This window comes from Stenotrophomonas sp. YJH_SMC_6, assembly GCF_059371335.1.
In genome coordinates this window covers 85,645-109,319 of record NZ_JCAFUM010000018.1, presented here as the reverse complement: position 1 = coordinate 109,319, position 23,675 = coordinate 85,645, and the positions used below count along the sequence as shown (strand labels likewise).

General features: G+C 66.9%; 20 protein-coding genes. 13 read left to right on the top strand and 7 right to left on the bottom strand.

Annotated features, from left to right (window positions below):
* Nucleotides 1–517: 517 nt before the first annotated feature.
* From mdtD to AC5P9N_RS19730, 5 genes are all read right to left on the bottom strand, one after another.
* On the bottom strand, nucleotides 518–1,927 hold the full coding sequence (mdtD, locus tag AC5P9N_RS19750; protein ID WP_495223878.1) for a multidrug transporter subunit MdtD: 1,410 nt from the start codon (nucleotides 1,925–1,927) through the stop codon (nucleotides 518–520).
* 92 nt (nucleotides 1,928–2,019) lie between these two features.
* Nucleotides 2,020–3,102, bottom strand: a complete 1,083-nt coding sequence (gene hemE, locus AC5P9N_RS19745; RefSeq protein WP_012481016.1) for a uroporphyrinogen decarboxylase — start codon at nucleotides 3,100–3,102, stop codon at nucleotides 2,020–2,022.
* Between the two features lie 26 nt (nucleotides 3,103–3,128).
* Nucleotides 3,129–3,368 (bottom strand): WGR domain-containing protein, encoded by a 240-nt coding sequence (locus tag AC5P9N_RS19740; protein ID WP_005410666.1) that lies wholly within the window; start codon nucleotides 3,366–3,368, stop codon nucleotides 3,129–3,131.
* 101 nt (nucleotides 3,369–3,469) lie between these two features.
* The gene (aroB, locus tag AC5P9N_RS19735; protein ID WP_043034513.1) at nucleotides 3,470–4,582 is read right to left on the bottom strand and encodes a 3-dehydroquinate synthase; all 1,113 of its coding nucleotides are present in this window, start codon (nucleotides 4,580–4,582) and stop codon (nucleotides 3,470–3,472) included.
* The gene (locus AC5P9N_RS19730) at nucleotides 4,579–5,121 is read right to left on the bottom strand and encodes a shikimate kinase (protein ID WP_012481014.1); all 543 of its coding nucleotides are present in this window, start codon (nucleotides 5,119–5,121) and stop codon (nucleotides 4,579–4,581) included. Before AC5P9N_RS19730 ends, aroB begins: the two co-directional genes overlap by 4 nt.
* A 98-nt stretch (nucleotides 5,122–5,219) precedes the next feature.
* On the opposite strand from AC5P9N_RS19730, the gene AC5P9N_RS19725 reads away from it, so the two are divergent.
* Nucleotides 5,220–5,423 (top strand): dodecin family protein, encoded by a 204-nt coding sequence (locus tag AC5P9N_RS19725; RefSeq protein WP_005410663.1) that lies wholly within the window; start codon nucleotides 5,220–5,222, stop codon nucleotides 5,421–5,423.
* A 6-nt stretch (nucleotides 5,424–5,429) separates the two neighbouring features.
* Here AC5P9N_RS19725 and AC5P9N_RS19720 read toward each other — a convergent pair whose 3' ends face one another.
* On the bottom strand, nucleotides 5,430–6,257 hold the full coding sequence (locus AC5P9N_RS19720) for a hypothetical protein (protein ID WP_005410662.1): 828 nt from the start codon (nucleotides 6,255–6,257) through the stop codon (nucleotides 5,430–5,432).
* 40 nt (nucleotides 6,258–6,297) lie between these two features.
* Here AC5P9N_RS19720 and pdxH point away from each other — a divergent pair, with 40 nt between their 5' ends.
* The 4 genes from pdxH (at nucleotide 6,298) to AC5P9N_RS19700 (ending at nucleotide 8,331) form a co-directional block, all read left to right on the top strand.
* Nucleotides 6,298–6,897, top strand: coding sequence for a pyridoxamine 5'-phosphate oxidase (pdxH, locus tag AC5P9N_RS19715; protein ID WP_005414153.1), 600 nt, complete (start codon nucleotides 6,298–6,300; stop codon nucleotides 6,895–6,897).
* Nucleotides 6,894–7,355, top strand: a complete 462-nt coding sequence (gene aac(6')-Iz / locus AC5P9N_RS19710) for an aminoglycoside N-acetyltransferase AAC(6')-Iz (protein ID WP_099480907.1) — start codon at nucleotides 6,894–6,896, stop codon at nucleotides 7,353–7,355. The genes pdxH and aac(6')-Iz overlap by 4 nt, the downstream gene beginning before the upstream one ends.
* Nucleotides 7,352–7,711, top strand: coding sequence for a YqfO family protein (locus AC5P9N_RS19705; protein ID WP_059035121.1), 360 nt, complete (start codon nucleotides 7,352–7,354; stop codon nucleotides 7,709–7,711). Before aac(6')-Iz ends, AC5P9N_RS19705 begins: the two co-directional genes overlap by 4 nt.
* 158 nt (nucleotides 7,712–7,869) lie before the next feature.
* On the top strand, nucleotides 7,870–8,331 hold the full coding sequence (locus AC5P9N_RS19700; protein WP_099484600.1) for a DoxX family protein: 462 nt from the start codon (nucleotides 7,870–7,872) through the stop codon (nucleotides 8,329–8,331).
* A gap of 225 nt (nucleotides 8,332–8,556) precedes the next feature.
* Here AC5P9N_RS19700 and prpR read toward each other — a convergent pair whose 3' ends face one another.
* Entirely contained in the window at nucleotides 8,557–10,140 is a 1,584-nt protein-coding gene (gene prpR / locus AC5P9N_RS19695; protein WP_088436312.1) for a propionate catabolism operon regulatory protein PrpR, read from the bottom strand.
* Between the two features lie 154 nt (nucleotides 10,141–10,294).
* Here prpR and prpB point away from each other — a divergent pair, with 154 nt between their 5' ends.
* From prpB to AC5P9N_RS19655, 8 genes are all read left to right on the top strand, one after another.
* Nucleotides 10,295–11,188, top strand: a complete 894-nt coding sequence (gene prpB / locus AC5P9N_RS19690) for a methylisocitrate lyase (protein ID WP_010482769.1) — start codon at nucleotides 10,295–10,297, stop codon at nucleotides 11,186–11,188.
* A gap of 36 nt (nucleotides 11,189–11,224) precedes the next feature.
* Nucleotides 11,225–12,382, top strand: a complete 1,158-nt coding sequence (prpC, locus tag AC5P9N_RS19685; RefSeq protein WP_005410655.1) for a bifunctional 2-methylcitrate synthase/citrate synthase — start codon at nucleotides 11,225–11,227, stop codon at nucleotides 12,380–12,382.
* A gap of 97 nt (nucleotides 12,383–12,479) precedes the next feature.
* Complete coding sequence (gene acnD, locus AC5P9N_RS19680) at nucleotides 12,480–15,098, top strand: Fe/S-dependent 2-methylisocitrate dehydratase AcnD (protein ID WP_099484599.1); 2,619 nt, start codon at nucleotides 12,480–12,482, stop codon at nucleotides 15,096–15,098.
* 100 nt (nucleotides 15,099–15,198) lie between these two features.
* Nucleotides 15,199–15,441 carry a type II toxin-antitoxin system ParD family antitoxin gene (locus tag AC5P9N_RS19675; RefSeq protein ID WP_005410653.1) on the top strand — a complete coding sequence of 81 codons (243 nt, stop codon included), beginning with the start codon at nucleotides 15,199–15,201 and terminating at the stop codon, nucleotides 15,439–15,441.
* Nucleotides 15,438–15,800 carry a type II toxin-antitoxin system RelE/ParE family toxin gene (locus AC5P9N_RS19670; protein ID WP_005414161.1) on the top strand — a complete coding sequence of 121 codons (363 nt, stop codon included), beginning with the start codon at nucleotides 15,438–15,440 and terminating at the stop codon, nucleotides 15,798–15,800. The genes AC5P9N_RS19675 and AC5P9N_RS19670 overlap by 4 nt, the downstream gene beginning before the upstream one ends.
* Nucleotides 15,801–15,803: 3 nt before the next feature.
* Nucleotides 15,804–16,982 carry a 2-methylaconitate cis-trans isomerase PrpF gene (gene prpF / locus AC5P9N_RS19665; RefSeq protein ID WP_099484598.1) on the top strand — a complete coding sequence of 393 codons (1,179 nt, stop codon included), beginning with the start codon at nucleotides 15,804–15,806 and terminating at the stop codon, nucleotides 16,980–16,982.
* Nucleotides 16,983–17,132: 150 nt separating this feature from the next.
* Complete coding sequence (locus tag AC5P9N_RS19660) at nucleotides 17,133–18,593, top strand: bifunctional 2-methylcitrate dehydratase/aconitate hydratase (RefSeq protein ID WP_099484597.1); 1,461 nt, start codon at nucleotides 17,133–17,135, stop codon at nucleotides 18,591–18,593.
* A 162-nt stretch (nucleotides 18,594–18,755) separates the two neighbouring features.
* Nucleotides 18,756–23,663, top strand: a complete 4,908-nt coding sequence (locus AC5P9N_RS19655; protein ID WP_208180502.1) for an alpha-2-macroglobulin family protein — start codon at nucleotides 18,756–18,758, stop codon at nucleotides 23,661–23,663.
* Nucleotides 23,664–23,675: the final 12 nt, after the last annotated feature.

Genomic DNA, 23,675 nt, shown 5'->3' with positions numbered 1-23,675 from the left:
GGGCAATGGCTTTGACCGATGTGGAGGTCTTGCAGGCCTCTTTGGCGACCTGCAGTTTGAAACGTGCGTCATATCTGTTCATGTATCCCTCGGGGTTGGATCTGACGTCCAACTCCCGGGGGTCACTTCACCATGGGGGCTCGATGGCGCCATCCATGGCGCCAACGGTCCTGCGCCCACACCGCCCCACCTCTGACAGATTTTCGCGATCGGGTAGATCCACGCCATGCGTGGATGAATCTCTATCGAGATCGAATATGTCGAATTGAGATCGAAAGGCATCCACGCATGGCGTGGATCTACTGCAGATCGCAGAATTCTGTCGAAGGCGGGGTGGGTCCGGTTGCGGGAGTGTCCGCGGCATGGATGCCGCGGCCAAGCCCCCAGGGATGGGTTTACTGCGTCTCCCGCAACCGGATCCACCCCGCCATCCCTTAGGACGCCAGCTTTTGCTTCGGCTGTTGCCTTGGCTTGAAGCCTCTGCAGGTGCAGGGCCGCAGGCCCTGCCGAACCACCCTCACTCCGCAACGTGCTCGACCTGCCGTGGCTCCGGCTTGGTATCGGGCAGCTGCCAGAAGATCATCGTCGAGGTCAGGGTGATCGCGCCGACGCACAGGAAGGTGGCGTGCAACGCGGCAGTCGCGCTGTTGCCGTCCAGGTGGTTGCCGAACGCGGCCAGCAGGCTGCCGGCCGCAGCAGCACCGAAGCCAGCCGCGAGCATCATCACCATCGACAACAGGCTGTTGCCGGAACTGGCGAACTCGCGGTCCAGGTCACGCAGGGTCACGGTGTTCATCACGGTGAACTGCAGCGAATTGACCGCGCCGAAGAACGCAAGCTGCAACAGGCGCCAGGCCAAGTGCTGGCCGGGTGTCATCAGGATGAAGCTGGCCATCGCCAGGCCCACCAGCACGGTGTTGACCATCAGCACGCGGCGGTAGCCGTAGCGCTCCACCAGCTTCACCGCCAGTTTCTTTGAGACCATGCCGGCGGCTGCCACCGGCACCATCATCAGGCCGGCGTTCATCGGGCCCAGGCCCAGGCCGACCTGCAGCAGCAACGGGCTCAGCATCGGCATGGCGCTGCTGCCGATGCGCGAGAAAAGATTGCCGAGAATGCCGATGCGGTAGCTGGGTACGCGGAACAGCGCCAGCGAGAACAACGGCGCCGTCGAATTGGCAGCGTGCAGCCAGTAACCCACCAGCGCCGCCAGCCCTGCAACGGTCATCAGCATCACCAGCGCGTGTGGCGTGCCCAGTCCGGAGATGCCGTCCAGCGCCAGTGACAGCACCACCATCGCGAAGGCCAGCATGATGTAGCCACGCAGGTCGAAACGGGTGCGATGGCTGGCGTAGTGGTCGGGCATGATCCTCATCGCGGCGATGAATCCGATCACGCCGATCGGCAGGTTGATCAGGAACACCCAGTGCCACGAGGCGATCTCCACCAGCCAGCCGCCCAGCGTGGGGCCGATCAGCGGGCCGACTAGGGCCGGGATGGCAATGAAGCTCATCGCGCGCAGGAAATCCTCGCGCGGCACTGATCGCATCACTGCCAGCCGGCCGACCGGCAACAGCATTGCGCCGCCGATGCCCTGCAGCACGCGCGCACCGACCAGCTGGTGCAGGTGCTGGGCCAGCGCGCAGGCCAGCGAGCCGAGGGTGAACAGAATGATCGCCACCAGGAAGGTGCGACGGGTGCCGTAGCGGTCAGCGATCCAGCCCGAGGCGGGAATGAAGGTGGCCACCGCCAGCGCGTAGCTGAACACCACCGACTGCATCTGCAGCGGGCTTTCGCCCAAGCTGGCCGCCATCGCCGGCAATGCCGTGTTGACGATGGTCGAGTCCAGCATCTGCATGAAGATCGCCAAGGACACCAGCCACAGCAGGGGGCGCTGGCGGTTGTAGGTCGATGGCGATGTGGACATGGGGTGCGGCCGGTGCAGCGTGGGGGATGCCATGATCGCGCACTGTGGGTCACGGCGCGATCAACATCGCGCCGCAACCGTATGCCGAATGCTCAGCGCTGGCTGTGCGCGTGCACCGCGTCGACCAGCACCTGCACGTGGGCCGGGTCCATGTCCGGCGACATGCCGTGGCCGAGGTTGAACACGTGGCCCTCGCGCGAACCGCCATTGCCGGCGGCGTAGGTGTCGAGCACCCGCGCTGCGGCTGCGGCAATCGCATCCGGCGAGGCGTACAGCGTGGTCGGGTCGAGGTTGCCCTGCAGCGCGACGCGGCCACCGGTGCGGCGCATCGCCTCGTCCAGGTCCAGCGTCCAGTCCAGGCCCAGTGCATCGGCGCCGGTCTGCGACAGCGCTTCCAGGTGCAGGCCGGTACCCTTGCCGAACAGGATCAGCGGCGTGCGCTCGCTGCCTTCGCCGCGCTCCAGGCCCTCGGCGATGCGCTGCAGGTAGCGCAGCGAGAACTCGCGGTACATGGCCGGCGACAGCACGCCGCCCCAGGTGTCGAACACCTGCAGCGCCTGCGCACCGGCCGCGCGCTGCGCGCCCAGGTACGCAATCACCGCGTCGGTGGTGACCTCCAGCAGGCGGTGCAGGGCCTGCGGATGGTTCAGTGCCATTGCCTTGATGCGCGCGAAATCCTTGCTGCCGCCGCCTTCCACCATGTAGCAGGCCAGTGTCCAGGGGCTGCCGGAGAAGCCGATCAACGGTACCTGGCCGTCCAGCTCGCGGCGGATCAGGCGTACCGCGTCCATCACGTAGCCCAGGTCCTGCTCCATGTCCGGTACCGCCAGCCGGGCGATGGCCGCTTCGTCACGCACCGGATGACGGAATTTCGGGCCTTCGCCTTCAACAAAGTAGAGCTCCAGGCCCATCGCATCGGGAATGGTGAGGATGTCCGAGAACAGGATGGCTGCGTCCAGCGGGAATCGGCGCAGCGGCTGCAGCGTGACTTCGCAGGCGATCTCCGGGTTCTTGGCCATGGCCAGGAAGCTGCCGGCCTTGGCCCGGGTTGCGCGGTACTCCGGCAGGTAGCGGCCGGCCTGGCGCATCAGCCAGACGGGGGTGCAGTCCACCGGTTCGCGGCGCAGGGCGCGCAGCAGGCGATCGTTGCGGAGAGGGCTGGTCACGATAGGCATTCCTTGGACGAAAGTTGGCAGCGGCGTCAGTCGCCGTGCGAGAGGATCTGGAAGCCGCGATGCAGTTCGGCATCGCGGGCCTTCTCGAAGGCATGACGGGCTTCGTCGGCCTGCAGGAACAGCTCGCGCCGCAGCTGCGAGCGGTTGCCGACGCGGCCGCTCTCGCGCAGCAGCTCCCAGCCGCCGAACAGGTCCGGCTGCAGGCTCAGGCGCAGGAAGCGCGGTGCCTGCGCACCGGCGTCGGGATGTTGCAGGTAGACGTGCATGGGCCGATTGTAGCGGGGCCAGGGTGACCCCGGCCGCAACGCGGTCGTGCCGGCCGCTGGCCGGCTTCCTCGTTGCTGACGTTGCCGGCCAGCGGCCGGCACTACCGGGCCGACAGCACCTTCAGCACCGCCGCCTCATCCACGTCCGGCACCACTTCGGCGCGGCCCATGCCGCGCCACAGCACCAGGCGCAGGCGGCCGGCCACATTCTTCTTGTCCAGCCGCATGCGGCCGAGCAGGGCCTGCGGGTCCAGCCCGGCCGGGATCGACACCGGCAGGCCGAGCCGTTCCAGCAGCGCCTGCAGGCGTGCGCGATCGGCATCGTCGGCCAGGCCCAGGTGAGTGGACAGCTTCGCGGCCAGTACCATGCCCACCGCGACCGCTTCGCCGTGGTTCAGTGCATCGCGGCCCGGGGCCGAGTAGCCCTGCTCGGTCTCGATGGCATGGCCGAAGGTATGGCCGAGGTTGAGCAGGGCGCGCTCGCCCTTCTCGAACGGATCACGCTCGACGATGGCAGCCTTGTGCCGGCAGCTGCGCGCGATGGCTTCGGCCAGTACCGCATCCTCGCCGGCCAGCAGCGCATCGGCATGCTGCTGCAGCCATTCGAAGAACACGGCATCACCCAGCGCGCCGTACTTCACCACTTCGGCCAGGCCGGCACGCAGCTCGCGCGGCGGCAGGGTGGCCAGCACACGGGTATCGGCGATCACCGCGCGCGGCGGATGGAACGCGCCGACCAGGTTCTTGCCGGCCGGGATGTCGACCGCAGTCTTGCCGCCCACCGACGAATCGACCATCGCCAACAGGGTGGTCGGCAGCTGCACGCAGTCCACGCCGCGCATCCAGCAGGCCGCGGCGAAGCCGGCGAGATCACCGACCACGCCGCCGCCGAGGGCGAACACGCAGGCGTCGCGGGTGGCGCCAAGCGCGGCCAGCGCTTCGATGGCACGGCCGAATTCGGCCAGCGTCTTGGAGGCTTCGCCCGCGGCCAGCACATGCTCGCCGACGATCAGGTCGGGGCGTGCGGTCAGAAGGGTCTGCTTCACGGCATCCAGATAGCGCGGGGCCACTTCGCTGTCGCTGAGCAAAAGCACGTGGCGGCCACGCACATGCGAGGCCAGCGCGATGCCGTCTGCCTGCGCACCGGCGCCGATGGTGATGGAGTAAGGGCGGTCGCCGCCGACGGCGACCTGCAGCAGGGCGGGGGAAGTCATGGGGTCAGGTCCTGGCGCTGCCATTGCGTGGCCAGCTTGACCACCAGGTGGGCGGTCGCGTCGGCAGCGGTGTACGGGTCGGTATCAAGGGTGATGTCGGCCAGTTCGCGGTACAGCGGGTCGCGGTGCGCGGCCAGATCGTGCAGCACCTGCTCACGGTCCGGGCGCTGCAGCAGCGGCCTGCCTTTGTCGCGGGCCAGGCGTTCCAGCTGCGCGTTCACGCTGACCCGCAGGTAGACCACGAAGCCGCGCTGGGCGATCAACGCACGGTTGCCAGGATCCAGCACCGCGCCGCCGCCGGTGGAGACCAGCTGGCCGCGACCTTCCAGCACGCGGGCAAGCGCCTCGCGTTCATGGCTGCGGAAGCCGGCTTCGCCGGAGTGCTCGAAAATGGTCGGGATGCTGGCGCCGGCGGCATCGACGATGGCCTGGTCGACATCGACGAAGTCCAGCGTGAAGCGCTCGGCCAGGCGGCGGCCGATGCAGGTTTTGCCGGCGCCCATCGGGCCGATCAGGATCAGGTTCGGAGCAGGATTCATGCCCTGTGATGCTAACACCTCCGTGCCCTGGCCTTTACGTCCTTCACGTCAGGGTAGGCGTTCCTGCGGGGTTTCCCGCGCCAACCGGAGTACAGGCCATGACGGTCGCCAAGGTCATCGAAATCACCGCCTCCTCGCCGAAGAGCGTGGAGGACGCCGTGCGCAGCGGTCTGAAGAAGGTCTCCGAGACGGTCAAGGGCATCCAGGGCGCCTGGGTGAACGAGACCAAGGTGGTGACCAATGGCAGCGGCGAAATCACCGAATGGCGGGTCAACCTGCGGGTGACCTTCCTGGTGGAATAGGCGCGCTCAGCGCACGTCCTGCACCTGTCGCTGGCCGTCCAGCACCACCACGTGGTCGGCCAGGGCGGGCAGGGCATGCAGCGCCTGGCGGCTGACCCGCTCGTAGTACTGCACGAAGCGCTCCAGCTGTGGCCGGCTCATGCCGTGCCGGCCCGGCTGCGCGGCCTGCAGGTTCTGCTCCTGCTGCCAGCGCCAGCGCGGTACCACCGAGAAATCCGGTGGCTGCAGGAACCACAGGCGGTCGCAGCGCTGCCACAGCGCCGGGTAGTCGCGGGCCAGCGCCTGGTTGCACCAGCGCCGCCAGCGACCATCGGCGTCGGCTTCGCGCTCCAGTGCGTTCAACGGGCTGTCCAGCGCGTCCTCATCCTGCGCGGGGGTGCCCAGGAACCAGCCTTCGAAGACCAGCAGGTCCAGCGGTCGTTGCAGCTGCGGCCAGTGCGCTTCGGGCAGGCGTTCATCGGCCAGCTTGTCGAAGCGTGGCATCGCGAAGGGCTGGCGTGTGGCCACGGCGTCCAGCACTGCATGGGCCAACGGCAGGTCATGGGTGCCCGGCGGGCCGCGCGTGATCAGCAGCGGGTGCACCTGGCGGGCCAGCCGCTGCCGCTGTGCGCGGGTCAGGTAGACATCATCGATGGACAGCGTGGCGGCGTTCAGGCCGCGCGACTGGGCGCGCGCCACCACCTGCGCGGCCAGCGTCGATTTGCCGCTCCCCTGCAGGCCGCTGATCGCCAATACTGGAACCGCTGCAGCGTTGCCCAGTGCATCGTCCAGCACCTGTTCGGCCAATGTTTCGGGGAATCCTTTCACCTGGGGCATATACGCAGCAGCGGCCATGCAGCCACAATAGCCCAATCCGTGTGAGAAGAACGCAATCATGAGCGACCTGTACGCCGAAGCCCTGTCCACGTTTGCCGGCCTGTTCGAAGAGGCCAAACAGAGCCGCGAGGTCGAGCCGAACGCGATGACCGTGGCCACCGCCGATACGCACGGCCGTCCCTCTGCACGTACCGTGCTGCTAAAGGCGTTCGATGAGCGTGGTTTCGTGTTCTACACCCACCTGGACAGCCACAAGGGCCAGGAGCTGCAGGCCAATCCGCAGGCCGCGCTGTTGTTCCTGTGGCGCAGCCTGCGCGAGGCCGGTATCCAGGTGCGCATTGAAGGCCGTGTCGAGCAGGTCGCCGACGCCGAAGCCGATGCCTATTTCGCCAGCCGCCCGCGCATGAGCCAGATCGGCGCGTGGGCCTCGCAGCAGTCGAAGACGCTGGCAACGCGCGAGGAATTCGATGCGCGCGTGGCCGAGGTCGAAGCCCGCTTCGAGGGCAAGGACGTGCCGCGCCCGGAGGGCTGGAGCGGCCTGCGCGTGGTGCCCGACCGCATCGAGTTCTGGTACGGCGCGCAGTTCCGCCTGCACGAACGCTGGTGCTATGAAGCCGGTGCCGAAGGGCGCTGGAGCAAGCGCCTGCTGTACCCGTGATCGACAGTGCGCCCACGATCCGCCAGGCCACGCCGGCCGATGCGGCCGCGTGGGCGCAGTTGCGTCTCGGCCTGTGGCCTGATGCCGATGATCCGCTGGAGGAACTGGCGCAGTCGCTGGCAGATGCCGAAGGTGCTGTGTTCTTGGCCTGTGCGGCGGATGGCGAGGCGGTTGGTTTCGCTGAAGTGCGCCTGCGCCATGACTACGTGAACGGCACCGAGTCTTCGCCGGTGGGGTTCCTGGAGGGCTGGTACGTGCAGCCGCAGTGGCAAGGCCGCGGCGTCGGTCGCGCCCTGCTGGCGGCGGTGCAGGCGTGGACGCGCGATGCGGGCTGCCGCGAACTGGCTTCGGACAGTCGCGTGGAAGACGTGCAGGCTCACGCCGCGCATCGGGCCTGCGGCTTCGAAGAGACCGAACGGGTCGTCTATTTCCGCATGCCGCTGGAGCCATCGGCGTGAATCGCGTGGCGCTGTACCGCGTAGTGGTGTTCGTGCCGTCGGCAGCACTGGGCGCTGTGAAGCAGGGCATCCTGGCGGTGGATGCGCTGGCGGCCGGCGACTACGAGCACGGTATGTGGTGGTCGGCGCCGGGGTTCGAACAGTTCCGCCCGCGCGTGGGTGCGTCGCCCGTGCAGGGTGAGGCGGGGCGCACCGAAGTGGTCGACAGCGTACGCCTGGAATTCTGCCTGCCGCGCGATCCGCAGCGGCTGCAGCGCATCTTCGAACAGGGCATCGTGCCGCATCATCCGTGGCAGGTGCCGGTGGTGCAGGTGGAGGAGATCGAGCTTCTGCTGGCCGACGCACGGCGGTTGTAGAGCCGTGCCATGCTCGGCTGCTGCTCCGACGCATGAGGCAGTCGAGCAGGGCTCGACTCCACAAGAGCAGGCTGTCGCAAATGGACCGGCTTGCTTCATCTGTGAGCAGGCCCATAACCGGCACACTCCGATGGATGATCTCGACTTCCGGAGTTGCCATGCCCTCCTGGCGTTGCCTGTTTGCGGTGCCGCCGCCGCGTCACGGCGTGGAAGCGTTCCTGCTGTTGATCGCCCGCATCGTCGCCGGGGTGATGTTCTGCGTGTCCGGTTGGAACAAGGTGTTCACCGATGCGGGCCGCGAACGCATGGTGCATACGCTGGTTGATGCGGGGATCCCGTTCCCGGTGTTCAGTGCGCCGGTACTCGGCTGCATTGAATGGATTGCGGGCGGCCTGCTGGTGGTGGGCCTGCTCAGCCGGCCTTCGGCCCTGCTGCTGGCGGGGATCTGTGCGGTGGCGGCGCTGACCGATGGCATCGCGCGCATTCCTGCGGGACTGAGCGTGCCGGATTGGTTGAGCTGGTTTTTCTACCTGAGCGAAGTGCCGCTGGGTGTGTTGCTGTTATGGATTGCCGCAGTGGGGAGTGGACGGTTCGCGATCGAAGCGCGTTGGGCACGCTGATTGCACTTTATTCCGCGCCCGGCCGACGAGCGTGCTGTAGCGCCTGGACGCTCCAGTAGATCCACGCCGTGCGTGGATGGGGTGATTGGGAAAAGCGGTGCGAACCAAGGTTCGCACCCACCGGGGATCGCTTCGCACCGCCCAGGCATCGGGTTGCCCTCAACAGACATCGGCATCGGTTCGCCCCGGCCAGAGATCGGTGTGCACCAGCCAGATGGCAGGACGTTACAATCCCGCCGCGCGCAGCCAGCGCCAGAGTGTGGTGCGTGAGACGCCCAGCGCCTGCGCCATGCCCTCGCGGTCATTGCGGTGTTCCTGCAACAGCGTTTCCAACTGCGCACGCGGCGGCCGCTTGCCGTTGCTTTCCACCGGTAGCGCAGCGGCGCCCTCATTCACCAGCTCGGGTGCCAGCTGCAGCAGTCGCGCGGCATCAATCAGCCCCTCACCAGGTTGCCAATGGATGCGCAGCCGATCCACCAGATTGCGCAATTCGCGCACATTTCCGGGCCACTCGGCGGTGGTCAGCACCGCCAGTGCCTCCGCATCCAGTGGCGCGTCGATACCACGCAGCTGGCGGAAGAAATGCTGCGCCAGCAGCGGGATGTCACCGCGCCGGGCACGCAGCGCGGGCAGGGCGATGCGCAGCGCGGCCAGGCGGTAATACAGGTCGCGGCGGAAGCTGCCGGCCGCCACGCGCTGCTCGAGCGACTGCAGGGTCGCGGCCACCACGCGAAGGTCGACCGGGGTCGGTTCGGTGGCACCGACACGCAGTACCTCGCGTTCTTCCAGCACCCGCAGCAGGCGGGTCTGCAGTGGCAGCGGCAGTTCGCCGATTTCATCCAGGAACAGGGTGCCGCCGTCAGCGGCCTCGACCAGGCCGACGCGGCCGCCACGCCGTGCGCCGGTGAAGGCGCCATCGCTGTAGCCGAACAGCTCCGCTTCCAGCAGCGATTCGCTGATCGCGCCACAGTTCAGCGCGACGAAGCGGCCACGGCGTCCGCTGGCGGCGTGCAGCTGGCGCGCCACCAGTTCCTTGCCGGTGCCGGTTTCGCCGGTGACCAGTACGGTGCTGTCATGCGGGGCGTACAGCGCGATCTGTGCGCGCACCTGTGCCATGGCCTCGCTGTCGCCGAGCAGGTCGTGGGCATCGCTGCGCGGTGCGGCACGGCGGCGCGGCGCGGGCCGGCTGCCGCCGGAGCGGGCCAGGGTCTGGGTCAGTTCCAACGCGTGCTCGAACGCTTGCCGTACCGAATCTGCCGAGTACAGCAGCACGCCGGGCAGTCCGGCCTGTTCGGCGTGGTCGATGGCCATGCCAGTGCCGACGATCACCTCGATGCCGTTGGCGCGCAGGTCGGCGATGCAGTCGCGGGCGTCCTCGCGGGTGACGAAGCGGCGATGCTCGATGTCCAGGCCGAAGCTCTGCTGGAAGTTGCTGAACACCGGCACGTCGCTGGCGTGGGTGACCAGGCCGATACGGCCGGCGATCCGCCGTGCGCGCGCCAAGGCTTCCATCAGGTCGAAGCCGTTGGCCTGGATCGGCACCAGCGGCAGCTCCAGCCGGCTGCGCAGCCAGGCCGCGTTGGAGCCGCCGGCGATGACCACGTCGCAGTGCTCGCGGCGCAGTCGTTGGCCGATCACGTCCACCGCTTCCTCGAAGCCGAGGTTGATCTGCTCGATACGCGCGCGGCGATCGAACTCGGGAATGACGTCGCCGAGAAGACCGGTCAGCCGCGAGACGCTGACGGTCCAGATCACCGGCCGACTGGGGTCGGCATCGGCGTGGCGCAGGGGCGAGCGGGGCAGGTACATGGCGGCGCGCGTTGGATGGGGTGTTTCATGATACATCTGTTTCAATGTTTCATATGTTTCACTGTTGCATGGGCGTCATTCCCGTGAAATCAACGGCTTGCAGCTTGGCATGGTGCTTGCGCTCTCTTTCCCGTACTTCAACCTGGATTGCCGCATGACCGCTTCCACTCCTTTCTCCGCCGGTGCCCGCTTCCGTGAGGCGCTGGCTGCCGAATCGCCGCTGCAGGTGATCGGCGCGATCAACGCCAACCACGCCCTGCTGGCCAAGCGCGCCGGCTTCCGCGCCATCTACCTGTCCGGCGGCGGTGTTGCCGCGGGCTCGCTGGGCCTGCCGGACCTGGGCATCAACACCCTGGAAGACGTGCTGGTGGACGTGCGCCGCATCACTGATGTCTGCGACCTGCCGTTGATGGTCGACATCGACACCGGCTTCGGCCCGAGCGCGTTCAACATCGCGCGCACCGTGAAGTCGCTGATCAAGGCCGGCGCGGCCGCCTGCCACATCGAAGACCAGGTCGGCGCCAAGCGCTGCGGTCACCGCCCGGGCAAGGAAATCGTCTCGCAGGGTGAAATGGTCGACCGCGTGAAGGCGGCTGCCGATGCCAAGACCGATCCGGACTTCTTCCTGATCGCGCGTACCGATGCCATCCAGGTGGACGGCGTGGACAAGGCCATCGAGCGCGCCATCGCCTGTGTCGAGGCCGGTGCGGACGGCATCTTCGCCGAGGCGGCCTACGACCTGGACACCTATCGCCGCTTCGTCGACGCGGTGAAGGTGCCGGTGCTGGCCAACATCACCGAATTCGGCGCCACCCCGCTGTTCAGCCGCGATGAACTGGCTTCTGCCGGCGTTGCGATCCAGCTGTTCCCGCTGTCGGCCTTCCGTGCGGCCAACAAGGCCGCCGAGAACGTCTACCAGGCGGTGCGCCGCGATGGCCACCAGCGCAATGTGGTGGAGACCATGCAGACCCGCGAAGAACTCTACGACCGCATCGGCTACCACGCCTTCGAGCAGCAGCTCGATGCACTGTTCGCCGCCAAGAAATAAACAGTACCCTGCACCATCAAGTTTTCGGAGGGAAACATGAACGACACGACCGCAACCCCGACCTTCAAGCCGAAGAAGTCCGTCGCCCTGTCCGGCACCGCTGCCGGCAACACCGCGCTGTGCAGCGTGGGCCGTAGTGGCAACGACCTGCACTACCGTGGCTACGACATCCTGGACCTGGCCAACACCAGCGAGTTCGAGGAAATCGCCTACCTGCTGGTGCACGGCAAGCTGCCGACCCGCGCCGAGCTGGTTTCGTACAAGGCGAAACTGAAGTCGCTGCGTGGCATTCCTGCTGCGGTGAAGGCGGCGCTGGAAGAGCTTCCGCCGTCGGCACACCCGATGGACGTGATGCGTACCGGCGTGTCCGTGCTCGGCTGCGTGGCGCCGGAGAAGGACGACCACAACCATCCGGGCGCGCGTGACATCGCCGACAAGCTGATGGCCTGCCTCGGTTCGATGCTGCTGTACTGGTACCACTGGAGCCACAACGGCCGTGCCATCGACGTGGAAACCGACGATGACTCGATCGGCGGCCACTTCCTGCACCTGCTGCACGGCGAGAAGCCGCAGGAATCGTGGGTGAAGGCGATGCACACCTCGCTGATCCTGTACGCGGAGCACGAGTTCAACGCCTCGACATTCACCTGCCGCGTCATCGCCGGCACCGGCAGCGACATGTACAGCGCGATCTGCGGTGGCATCGGCGCGCTGCGCGGTCCGAAGCACGGCGGCGCCAACGAAGTGGCGTTCGAAGTGCAGAAGCGCTACGACAGTCCCGATGAGGCCGAGGAAGACATCAAGGCCCGCGTCGAGCGCAAGGAAGTGGTGATCGGTTTCGGCCACCCGGTCTACACCGTCTCCGATCCGCGCAACAAGGTGATCAAGGACGTGGCCCGCGAGCTGTCCGAAGAGCAGTCGAGCATGAAGATGTACAACATCGCCGAGCGCCTGGAATCGGTGATGTGGGACATCAAAAAGATGTTCCCGAACCTGGACTGGTTCAGCGCCGTCAGCTACCACATGATGGGCGTGCCGACCGCGATGTTCACTCCCCTGTTCGTGATCGCTCGCACCGCCGGCTGGAGCGCGCACATCGTCGAGCAGCGTATCGACGGCAAGATCATCCGCCCGAGCGCCAACTACATCGGTCCGGAAGACCGCGACTTCGTCGCCATCGACAAGCGCGTCTGATCCACCTGCCGTACCCATCCGGCCGGCCGCGTGCCGGCCGGGTGCTTTCGCCGCCGCACCGCCGGCACCCGGCCCGCCCCAAGTACTCCGCCAGCCCATGAATACCGATTACCGCAAGAACCTCCCCGGCAGCGCGCTGGATTATTTCGACGCGCGTGCCGCTGTCGATGCGATCCAGCCCGGCGCCTACGCCACCCTGCCGTACACCTCGCGCGTGCTGGCCGAGAACCTGGTGCGTCGCTGCGATCCGGCCACGCTCGGCGATTCGCTGAAGCAGCTGATCGAGCGCCGTCGCGACCTCGATTTCCCGTGGTTCCCGGCGCGCGTGGTCTGCCACGACATCCTCGGCCAGACCGCGCTGGTGGACCTGGCCGGCCTGCGTGATGCGATCGCCGACAAGGGTGGCGACCCGGCCAAGGTCAACCCGGTTGTGCCGGTGCAGCTGATCGTCGATCACTCGCTGGCGGTGGAGTGCGGTGGTTTCGATCCGCAGGCGTTCGAGAAGAACCGCGCGATCGAAGATCGTCGCAATGAAGACCGTTTCCACTTCATCGACTGGACCAAGCAGGCATTCCAGAACGTGGATGTGATTCCGCCGGGCAACGGCATCATGCACCAGATCAACCTGGAGAAGATGTCTCCGGTGATCTACGTGCAGGACGGCGTGGCCTTCCCGGATACCTGCGTGGGCACCGACAGCCACACCCCGCACGTGGATGCGCTGGGTGTGATCGCCATTGGTGTGGGTGGTCTGGAAGCGGAGAACGTGATGCTGGGCCGCGCGTCGTGGATGCGCCTGCCCGACACCGTCGGTGTCGAACTGACTGGCCGCCCGCAGCCGGGCATCACCGCCACCGACGTGGTGCTGGCGCTGACCGAGTTCCTGCGCAAGGAACGCGTGGTCGGCGCGTGGCTTGAATTCTTCGGCGAGGGTGCCGCGGCACTGACCATCGGTGACCGTGCCACCATCTCCAACATGTGCCCCGAATACGGGGCCACCGCCGCGATGTTCTACATCGACGCGCAGACCACCGATTACCTGCGCCTGACCGGGCGCGAGGAGTCGCAGGTAGCGCTGGTGGAAAACTACGCACGCACCACCGGTCTGTGGGCCGACGATCTGGCGACCGCGCAGTACGAGCGCGTGCTGCGCTTCGACCTGTCCAGCGTGGTGCGCAACATGGCTGGCCCGTCCAACCCGCACAAGCGCGTGGCCACTGCCGAGCTGGCCGAGCGCGGCATCGCCGACGAGGCCAAGCTGGAAGCGGGCAAGGCCGAGCAGGCGCAGGGCCTGATGCCCGATGGCGCGGTGATCATCGCGGCCATCACCAGCTGCACCAACACCTCCAATCCGCGCAACGTGATCGCCGCCGCACTGCTGGCGCGCAACGCCAACGCACGTGGCCTGCAGCGCAAGCCGTGGGTGAAGTCGTCGCTGGCGCCGGGTTCCAAGGCCGTCCAGCTGTACCTGGAAGAATCCGGCCTGCTGCCGGACCTGGAGCAGCTCGGCTTCGGCATCGTCGCCTTCGCCTGCACTACCTGCAATGGCATGAGTGGTGCGCTGGATCCGAAGATCCAGCAGGAAATCATCGACCGTGACCTGTATTCCACGGCCGTGCTGTCGGGTAACCGCAACTTCGATGGCCGCATCCATCCGTACGCCAAGCAGGCCTTCCTGGCCTCGCCGCCGCTGGTGATCGCCTATGCCATCGCCGGCACCGTCCGCTTCGATATCGAGAAGGACGTGCTGGGCGTGGACGCCGACGGCAACGAAGTGCGCCTGAAGGACATCTGGCCCAGCGATGCCGAGATCGACGCGGTGGTGAAGGCCTCGGTGAAGCCCGAGCAGTTCCGCAAGGTCTACAACCCGATGTTCAACGTGCGCGTGGAGCACGGCGCCGCGGTCAGCCCGCTGTACGACTGGCGCCCGCAGAGCACCTACATCCGCCGTCCTCCGTACTGGGAGGGCGCACTGGCCGGCGAGCGCACGCTGGCAGGCATGCGCGCGCTGGCGGTGCTGCCGGACAACATCACCACCGACCACCTGTCGCCGTCCAACGCGATCCTGGCGTCCAGTGCCGCCGGCGAATACCTGGCGAAGATGGGCCTGCCGGAAGAGGACTTCAATTCCTACGCCACGCATCGCGGTGACCACCTGACCGCGCAGCGCGCCACCTTCGCCAATCCGAAGCTGTTCAACGAGATGGTGCGCAATGACGACGGCAGCGTGAAGCAGGGTTCGCTGGCGCGCGTGGAGCCGGAAGGCAAGGTGATGCGCATGTGGGAGGCGATCGAGACCTACATGCAGCGCAAGCAGCCGCTGATCATCATCGCCGGTGCCGACTACGGCCAGGGCAGCTCGCGTGACTGGGCCGCCAAGGGCGTGCGCCTAGCCGGCGTGGAGGCGATCGTGGCCGAGGGCTTCGAGCGCATCCACCGCACCAACCTGATCGGCATGGGCGTGCTGCCGCTGGAGTTCAAGCCGGGCACCACCCGGCTGACCCTGGGGATCGATGGCACCGAGACCTTTGACGTGATCGGCGAGCGTACCCCGCGTGCCGAGCTGACCCTGGTCATCCACCGCCGTGACGGCCAGGACGTGGTGGTGCCGGTCACCTGCCGCCTGGACAGCGACGAGGAAGTGGCGATCTACGAGGCCGGCGGCGTGCTGCAGCGCTTCGCCCAGGACTTCCTGGAAGGCGCCAAGGTGGCGTGATAGCCGGCTGAATGCCCGCCCCCGGAGGCCGGGGGCGGGCTTGTCCGACCCCAGGGCAGGGCGCACACTGGCTTGGCAAAAACTGCCAAAGGAGAGTTTCATGGCCACCATGAACATTTCGCTGACCGATCCGCTCAAGCAGTTCGTGGACGAAGAAGTGCGCGAAGGCGGCTACTCCAGTACGTCGGACTATGTGCGTGACCTGATCCGCCAGCGCCAGCGCAGCAAGGCCGAAGAACTGCTCAAGCAGCTGATTGCCGAGGGGCTGGCGTCGGGACCTTCGGCGCCTCTGGCGCCGGATCACTTCGACAAGCTGCGTGAGCGTGCACGGAACCGCAAGTGAAGCCCTCGCACTGGTCCCCCGCAGCGGTTCGAGATCTTGACCAGGCAGCAGGCTGGTATGCAGATCAAGGCGGAGAAGTGCTGGAAATCGGCTTCATCGATGCGGTGGAATCCGTTGTAAAGCTGATCGAGGCCCACCCGGGTGCTGGTTCCGCACTGCATGCGGGTCTATTGCCCTCGCTGCCAGCGCCGTTGCGTTTTCATCCGGTTCGTCGCTTCAACGGCTACCTGATCTACTACGTGGAGCTACCTGCGCACGTTTCCATCGTGCGCATCTGGAATGCTTCGCGGGGCATGGAAGCACTGTTCGAAGACGAGAAGCTCAACCCCGATATTGGTTCGTCGCATCCAGGATACTGATCCATGACCTTCCTCCCGCAACTCCGTATTCCCGCCACCTACATGCGCGGTGGCACCAGCAAGGGCGTGTTCTTCCGCCTGCAGGACCTGCCCGAGGCCGCGCAGGTGCCGGGCGCCGCACGCGATGCGCTGCTGATGCGCGTGATCGGCTCGCCCGATCCGTATGGCAAGCAGACCGATGGTATGGGCGGTGCAACGTCCAGCACCAGCAAATGCGTGATCATCTCCACTGCTTCTGTGCCGGACCACGATGTGGACTACCTGTACGGCCAGGTCTCGATCGATACCGCCTTCGTCGACTGGAGCGGCAATTGCGGCAACCTCAGCACCGCGGTGGGTCCGTTCGCGATCGCCCATGGGCTGATCGATCCGGCCCGGGTGCCGCGCGATGGCCTGTGCACCGTACGCATCTGGCAGGCCAACATCGGCAAGACCATCATCGCCCACGTGCCGATGCGCGATGGCGAAGTGCAGGAGACCGGCGATTTCGAGCTGGATGGCGTGACCTTCCCGGCGGCCGAGATCCAGCTGGAATTCATCGATCCGTCCGATGACGGTGATGCGGGCGCGATGTTCCCGACCGGCAATCTGGTCGATACATTGGACGTGCCCGGCGTGGGCAGCTTCGAGGTGACCATGATCACCGCCGGCATCCCGACCATCTTCCTCAACGCCGCCGACCTCGGCTACACCGGTATCGAGCTGCAACCGGCGATCAACGAGGACAAGGGAGCGCTGGAGCGCTTCGAGAAGGTCCGCGCCTACGGCGCCTTGCGCATGGGTCTGATCAAGAACCTGGAGGACGCGGCGACGCGCCAGCACACGCCGAAGGTGGCGTTCGTTGCACCGGCTCAGGACTATGTGTCGTCCAGTGGCAAGGCCATCCCGGCCTCGGCGATCGACCTGCATGCGCGCGCGTTGTCGATGGGCAAGCTGCACCACGCGATGATGGGTACCGCCGCCGTAGCGATCGGCACTGCGGCGGCGATCCCGGGCACGCTGGTCAATCGCGCCGCCGGTGGCGGCGAACGCGAAGCGGTGACGTTCGGTCATCCCTCGGGCACGTTGCGCGTGGGTGCGCAGGCAGGTCTCGTTGACGGCCAGTGGACAGTGACCAAGGCCATCATGAGCCGCAGCGCCCGCGTATTGATGGAAGGCAAGGTGCGGGTACCGGCCGAGTAACCAGCCGAACGGCGCCGGCATCACATGCTCTGGTGGATGCCAGCCTTGGTTGGCATTGCATTGGCACCGCCCGGGTACGGTCCAGCGCCAACCTGGGTTGGCGATTACCGGGAGGCGCGGCCTGACCTGCTTCTGAAGAGGAGATCGACGATGTCCGACAGCCACACCCCATCCAACGAGCGTGCAGCCTGGGATGCGCTGCTGGTGGACATCGTCGATTACGTGCGCGACGCGCGCATCGACTCACCGCTGGCGTTCCAGACCGCGCACCACTGCCTGCTCGATACGCTTGGGTGCGGACTGGAGGCACTTTCTTTCCCGGCCTGCAGCAAGCTGCTCGGTCCACTGGTGCCGGGCATCAGCGTGGTCAACGGCGCGCGCGTGCCGGGCACGCACTACGTGCTGGACCCGGTGCAGGCCGCCTTCAATCTCGGCGCAATGGTGCGCTGGCTGGATTTCAACGACACCTGGCTGGCTGCCGAGTGGGGCCATCCTTCCGACAATCTCGGCGGCATCTTGGCTATTTGCGACTGGCTGGGGCGCAACGCGCAGGCCCTGCGTCGTCCGCCGCCCACCGTGCACGATGTGCTGCTGGCGATGATCAAGGCGCACGAGATCCAGGGCGTGCTGGCGCTGCAGAACTCCTTCAACCGGGTGGGGCTGGACCACGTGGTGCTGGTCAAGGTGGCCACCACGGCCGTGGTCGCCCAACTGCTCGGGCTGGACCGCGAGCGCATGCTCAATGCGCTGTCACTGGCCTGGGTCGATGGCCAAGCGCTGCGCACCTACCGGCACGCTCCCAACACCGGCTCGCGCAAGAGCTGGGCGGCCGGCGATGCGACCAGCCGTGGCGTGCGCCTGGCCTTGATGGCGGCCAGTGGTGAGATGGGCTATCCCAGCGTGCTCAGCGCGCCAACCTGGGGCTTCGAGGCCGTGTCCATGCGCGGTCAGGCACTGACGCTGGGGCGACCGCTGGGCAGCTACGTGATGGAGAACGTGCTGTTCAAGATCAGCTACCCGGCCGAGTTCCACGGCCAGACGGCGGTGGAGGCGGCGGTCGCGCTGCACCAGCAGCTGCGTGCGATGGGGCGGCGGGTCGAGGACATCGCGCACATCGCGATCCGGACCCAGGAAGCCTGCATCCGCATCATCGACAAGCGGGGCCCACTGCATAACCCGGCCGACCGCGACCACTGCGTGCAGTACATGGTCGCCATCGCATTGCTGCATGGGCGGCTGGTGGCAGAGGACTACGAGGACGATGTGGCGGCGGATCCGCGCATCGATGCGCTGCGCGCGAAGATGACCTGCCATGAAGACCCGCAGCTCAGCGCCGATTACCTGGAACCTGACAAGCGCAGCATCGCCAACGGCCTGAGCGTGCGCTTCACCGATGGCACCGAGCTGCCCGAGGTGCTGGTGGAGTACCCGCTCGGCCATGCCCGCCGTCGCGAGGAAGGCATTCCGCTGCTGATGGACAAGTTCCGCCGGCACTTGGCCCACCGCTTCCCGACCAGCCAGCAGCAGCGCATCCTGGCCACATCGCTGGACCCGGTGGCCCTGGCGGCAATGCCGGTGACCGACTACGTGGACCTGTACCTGCCGGGCTAGGGCGATCGGTAGTGCCGGCCGCTGGCCGGCGATTCCATCCAACCTGCCATGCCGGTTGCCGGCCAGCGGCCGGCACTACCCGCACCGCGGCAATTGCCGAATTCGCGCCAACACCTTGACGCGGCCTGCCTATAATGGCCGCCTCGATCAAGGAGTGACGACATGAGCGGTCCGGCACGGCGGAAGCGGTGGGGATGGGCGGCGGCGGTACTGGCAGGAGGCCTGTTGCTGGGCCTGGCCGGCTGCCGCAATGACAGCGGGCAGCTGCCCAAGGCCAGCGGTGAAGCCATCACCACCAAGGCCGAGCAGGTGAAGGAATTCACCCTGCTGCGTGCCTACCCGGACCAGAAGAATGACGGCCTGTCGCTGGCGCTGGAGTTCTCGCGCCCGCTGGTCGGTACCCAGGATTTCGACAGGCTGGTGCGCTTCGAAGAGAAGGTCGGCACCGACGACAGCAGCTGGACGCTGTCCGATGACGGCCTGACCCTGCGCTACCCGTTCGTCGAGGCCGGCAAGGAGTTCAGCCTGGTGGTCTCGCCGGACCTGCTGGCCGCCGATGGCAGCCGCCTGGGCAAGGAGCTGAAACAGAAGGTGTTCAGCGGCGAGCTGAAACCGGTGGTCGGCTTCGCCTCGCAGGGCAGCGTGCTGCCGGCCAAGGACAGCCGCGGCCTGCCGGTGGTCTCGGTGAACGTGCCGGAGGTCGATGTCGAGTTCCTGCGCGTGCGCGAGAAGGACCTGCCGACCTTCTTCAGCCAGTACCAGCGCGGCGGCCGCCGTGGCAGCTGGGAGCTGAGCAGCGACTACGAGCGCAGCCCGATCAACAAGCTGGCAGAGCCGGTCTACGTCAACCGCTTCATCCTGGGGGGCAAGAAGAACGAGCGGGTGCTGACCTACCTGCCGACCCAGGACATCAAGGAACTGCAGGAGCCGGGCCTGTACTTCGCCCTGCTCAAGCGCACCGGTGACTACGAAGGCGAGTTCGATACCGCGTTCTTCTCGGTCAGCGACATCGGCCTGCATACCCGCGCCTACAAGGACAAGCTGTTCGTCCATACCGCCGGCCTCAAGGACGGCGCGCCGCTGAAGGGCATCGACCTGCGCGTGCTCGATGCCAAGGGCGAGGTGGTGCTGAAGGGCAGCACCGATGGCAATGGCAACGCGCTGTTGAACTACGCCCTGGATGCCACCCACGTGCTGGTCGCCAGCACCGGCAAGGACACCAGCTTCCTGCCGTTCAACCAGCCGGCGCTGGATCTGAGCGAATTCGCCGTGGCCGGCCGTGACAATGCCTGGTTCGACGTCTACGCCTGGTCCGGCCGCGACCTGTACCGCCCGGGCGAGACCGTGCGCCTGTCCGCCCTGCTGCGCGACAACGACGGCAAGCCGGTCAAGGCGCAGCCGGTATTCCTGCGCCTGAAGCAGCCCGACGGCAAGACTTTCCGCGAGACCCGCCTGCAGCCGGGCGACCAGGGCTACATCAACTTCGAGCAGGTCATTCCCGCCGAGGCGCCGACCGGGCGCTGGCAGATCGAGTTCCGCACCGACCCGGCCAGCAAGGAAGCGATCCAGGGCATGACCCTGCGCATCGAGGAGTTCCTGCCGGAACGCATGAAGCTGGACCTGGACAGCGCGCAGAAGACGCTGAAGCCGGGTGAGGACCTGCGCCTGCAGGCCAATGGTGCCTATCTGTACGGGGCACCGGCCGATGGCAACCGCTTCACGGCACGTATGGCGGTGGCCGCCGAACAGAAGCCGGTGGAGGGCCTGCCGGGCTATTTCTTCGGTGACCCGACCCTGCAGCTGCCGCGCGAGGCCAAGGACGTGATCGATACCACGCTGCCGGGCAACGGCCAGCTGCGTGAGGACGTCGCGTTGCCGGAAGAGGCAGCCAAGGCCAAGGCGCCGATTGCCGTGGTGCTGTCCGGCAGCCTGTATGAAACCGGTGGTCGCACGGTCACCCGTACCCTGAAGCGGGTGATGTGGCCGGCCAACGCCCTGGTCGGTGTACGCCCGCTGTTCAACCCGGAGGACGGTGCCGATTCCAACGGCAACGCGCGCTTCGAATTGATGCGCGTGGATGCTGCTGGTACACCGCAGCCGGCCAAGGGCCTGAAGATCACTCTGGTGCGCGAGCTGCGCGACTACCACTGGACTTTCAACGACAACCGCTGGGACTACGATTTCACCCGCCGTTTCGAGAACAAGGAAACCCGCACCGTCGATGCCGGCAGCAGTGCGGTCGCCTTCGATTTCCCGGTGGAGTGGGGCGAGTACCGGGTGGACGTGTTCGACCCGTCCACCGGCTTGACCAGCCGTTACCCGTTCCGCGCCGGCTGGAGCTGGGGTGATGACAACCGCGGCCTGGACGCGCGCCCGGACAAGATCAAGCTGGGCCTGGACAAGACCGGCTACAAGGCAGGCGACACGCTTGAGGTGACGGTGACCCCGCCGCACGCGGGCAAGGGCATCCTGATGGTCGAGACCGACCGCATGCTCTACGTGCAGGACATCGACGCCAAGCCGGGTTCGACCTTCAAGATTCCGGTCACCGCTGACTGGGAGCGCCACGACGTCTACATCACCGCGCTGGTGTTCCGCGGCGGCAGTGCGCCGAGCAAGATCACCCCGGCCCGTGCGGTGGGCGTGGTGCACGTACCGATGGACCGCAAGGCCCGCACCGTGGCCGTCGGCCTGGCAGCGCCCAAGCAGATGCGACCGGAACAGGACCTGCCGGTGACGGTCAGCGCACCGCAGCTGGCCGGCAAAATGGCGCACGTCACGGTCTCGGCGGTGGACGTGGGCATCCTCAACATCACCCGCTTCCCGGTGCCCGATGCCGGTGCGCACTTCTTCGCCCAGCGTCGCCTCGGCATCGATGCCTACGACATCTACAGCCGGGTGATCGAGAGCTTTGACGGCGGTGCCGGCAAGCTGAAGTTCGGTGGCGACATGGCGCTGCAGGCGTTGCCGCAGGCCAAGCGCCCGACCGCGCGCGTGCAGACCGTGGACCTGTTCTCTGGCCCGGTGCAGCTCGATGCCAAGGGCATCGCCCGCATCCGCCTGAAGGTGCCGGACTTCAACGGTACCCTGCGGGTGTCGGCACTGGTCTACAGCGATGACCAGTACGGCAAGCGCGACGTGGAAACCGTGGTGCGCGCGCCGATCCTGGCTGAAGCCAGCATGCCGCGCGTGCTCGCTCCGGGCGACCGCAGCACCGTGACCCTGGATGTGCAGAACTTCACCGGCAAGCCGGGCCAGTTCAACGTGAAGGTGGAAAGCGAGGGCCCGCTGAACCTGGGCGAAGGCAGCCGCAGCTTGCAGTTGAATGCCGACGCCAAGACCACGTTGAGCTTCCCGCTTTCGGCACGCGAGGGCCACAGCGTGGCCAAGGTGCGGGTGCGGGTGGACGGCAACGGCTTCAAGGCCGATCGCCGTTACGACCTGCCGGTGCGTGCGGCGTGGCCGCAGGTGCTGCGTTCGCAGGTGCGCACGCTTGATCCGTTGGCCGCGGTCAGCCTCGACAACAGCCTGACCGATGGCCTGATGGCCGAGTCGGTGAATGCCCGCCTGCTGGTCAGCCCGCTGCCGCCGATCCCGTTCGCCAGTGCGCTGCAGGGCGCGCTGAACTACCCGTACGGCTGTGCCGAGCAGACCACCAGCAAGGGTTACGCCGCGCTGATCCTGGACCAGGCGACATCGTCGATGCTCGGTGCCGACGGGCTGGATGCCAAGACCCGCCGCGAGCGCATGGAAGGTGCGTTTGGCCGCCTGGCGTCGATGCAGGTGGCCAATGGCAACTTCTCGATGTGGGGTGACGACGGCTACGTGAACCCGTGGCTGACCCCGTACATCACCGAGTTCCTGCTCGATGCCAAGGACGCCGGCTTCGCCGTGCCCGACAACGTGCTGCAGAAGGCACTCAACCGCCTCAGCGAGGATCTGCTGTCCGGTGGCAACCAGTTCTATGGCCAGGACGACCGCGAGAAGCTGAAGTTCGCCAACCAGGCGTACTCGGGCTACGTGCTGGCCAGGGTCAACCGTGCGCCGCTGGGTACCCTGCGCACGCTGTACGACAACGAGCGCAGCAAGGCGGTCGGTGGCCTGTCGCTGGTCCACCTGGGTGTGGCGCTGTCGCTGCAGGGTGATGCCAAGCGCGGCCAGGCGGCGCTGGCCGCGGCCTTCGCCAAGTCCAGCAGCGAACGCCCGTCGTACTTCGGCGACTACGGCAGTGCGATCCGTGATGACGCGCTGATGATTGCGCTGACCCATGAAAACAAGCTGGCCAAGCCGGCTTGGGATGCGCGTGCGGTCGATCTCGGCCGCGGCCTGGATGCGCGCCGCAATGCCGGCTGGATGTGGCTGAGCACGCAGGAACAGGTAGCGATTGCCCGCCTTGGCAAGGCACTGGCCGCCAACCAGAAGGCGCTGGTGGCCGGTGAACTGGTGATCGGTGGCAACACCGAAGCCATCGGCGAACGCAAGCTGTTCGGCCGCAACTTCAGTGCAAATGAACTCGCCAGCGGCGTGCGCTTCACCCCGCAGGGCCAGCCGCCGATGTTCGCCAGCATCGACGTGGCCGGTATCCCGCGCAGCGCGCCGGCACCGGATAACAGCGTGCTGGGTGTCGAGCGCAGCTACTACGGCACCGATGGCAAGCCGTGGTCGCCGCGGCCGCTGAAGGAAGGCGAAGCCCTGATCGTGCGCGTCACCGTCACTGCCGACACCACGATGCCCGATGCACTGCTGACCGACCTGCTGCCGGCCGGCCTGGAGATCGAGAACTTCAACCTGGGCGATGCCAAGCAGTGGGCCGACGTGGTGGTCGATGGAATCACCATCAGCGACCGGGGTGAAGCGGCCGATACCAAGCACGAGGAATTCCGCGACGACCGCTACGTGGCCGCGCTGAAGCTCTCGCGTGGCAGCAAGGCCAACGTGTTCTACCTGGTGCGCGCGGTGACCCCGGGTACCTACTCGGTGCCGCCGCCGCTGGTGGAGGACATGTACCGGCCGCAGCTGCGCGGCGTCGGCCGCAGCAACCCGACCACGATCACGGTGGTACAGCCGTGACCGCGCGGACGG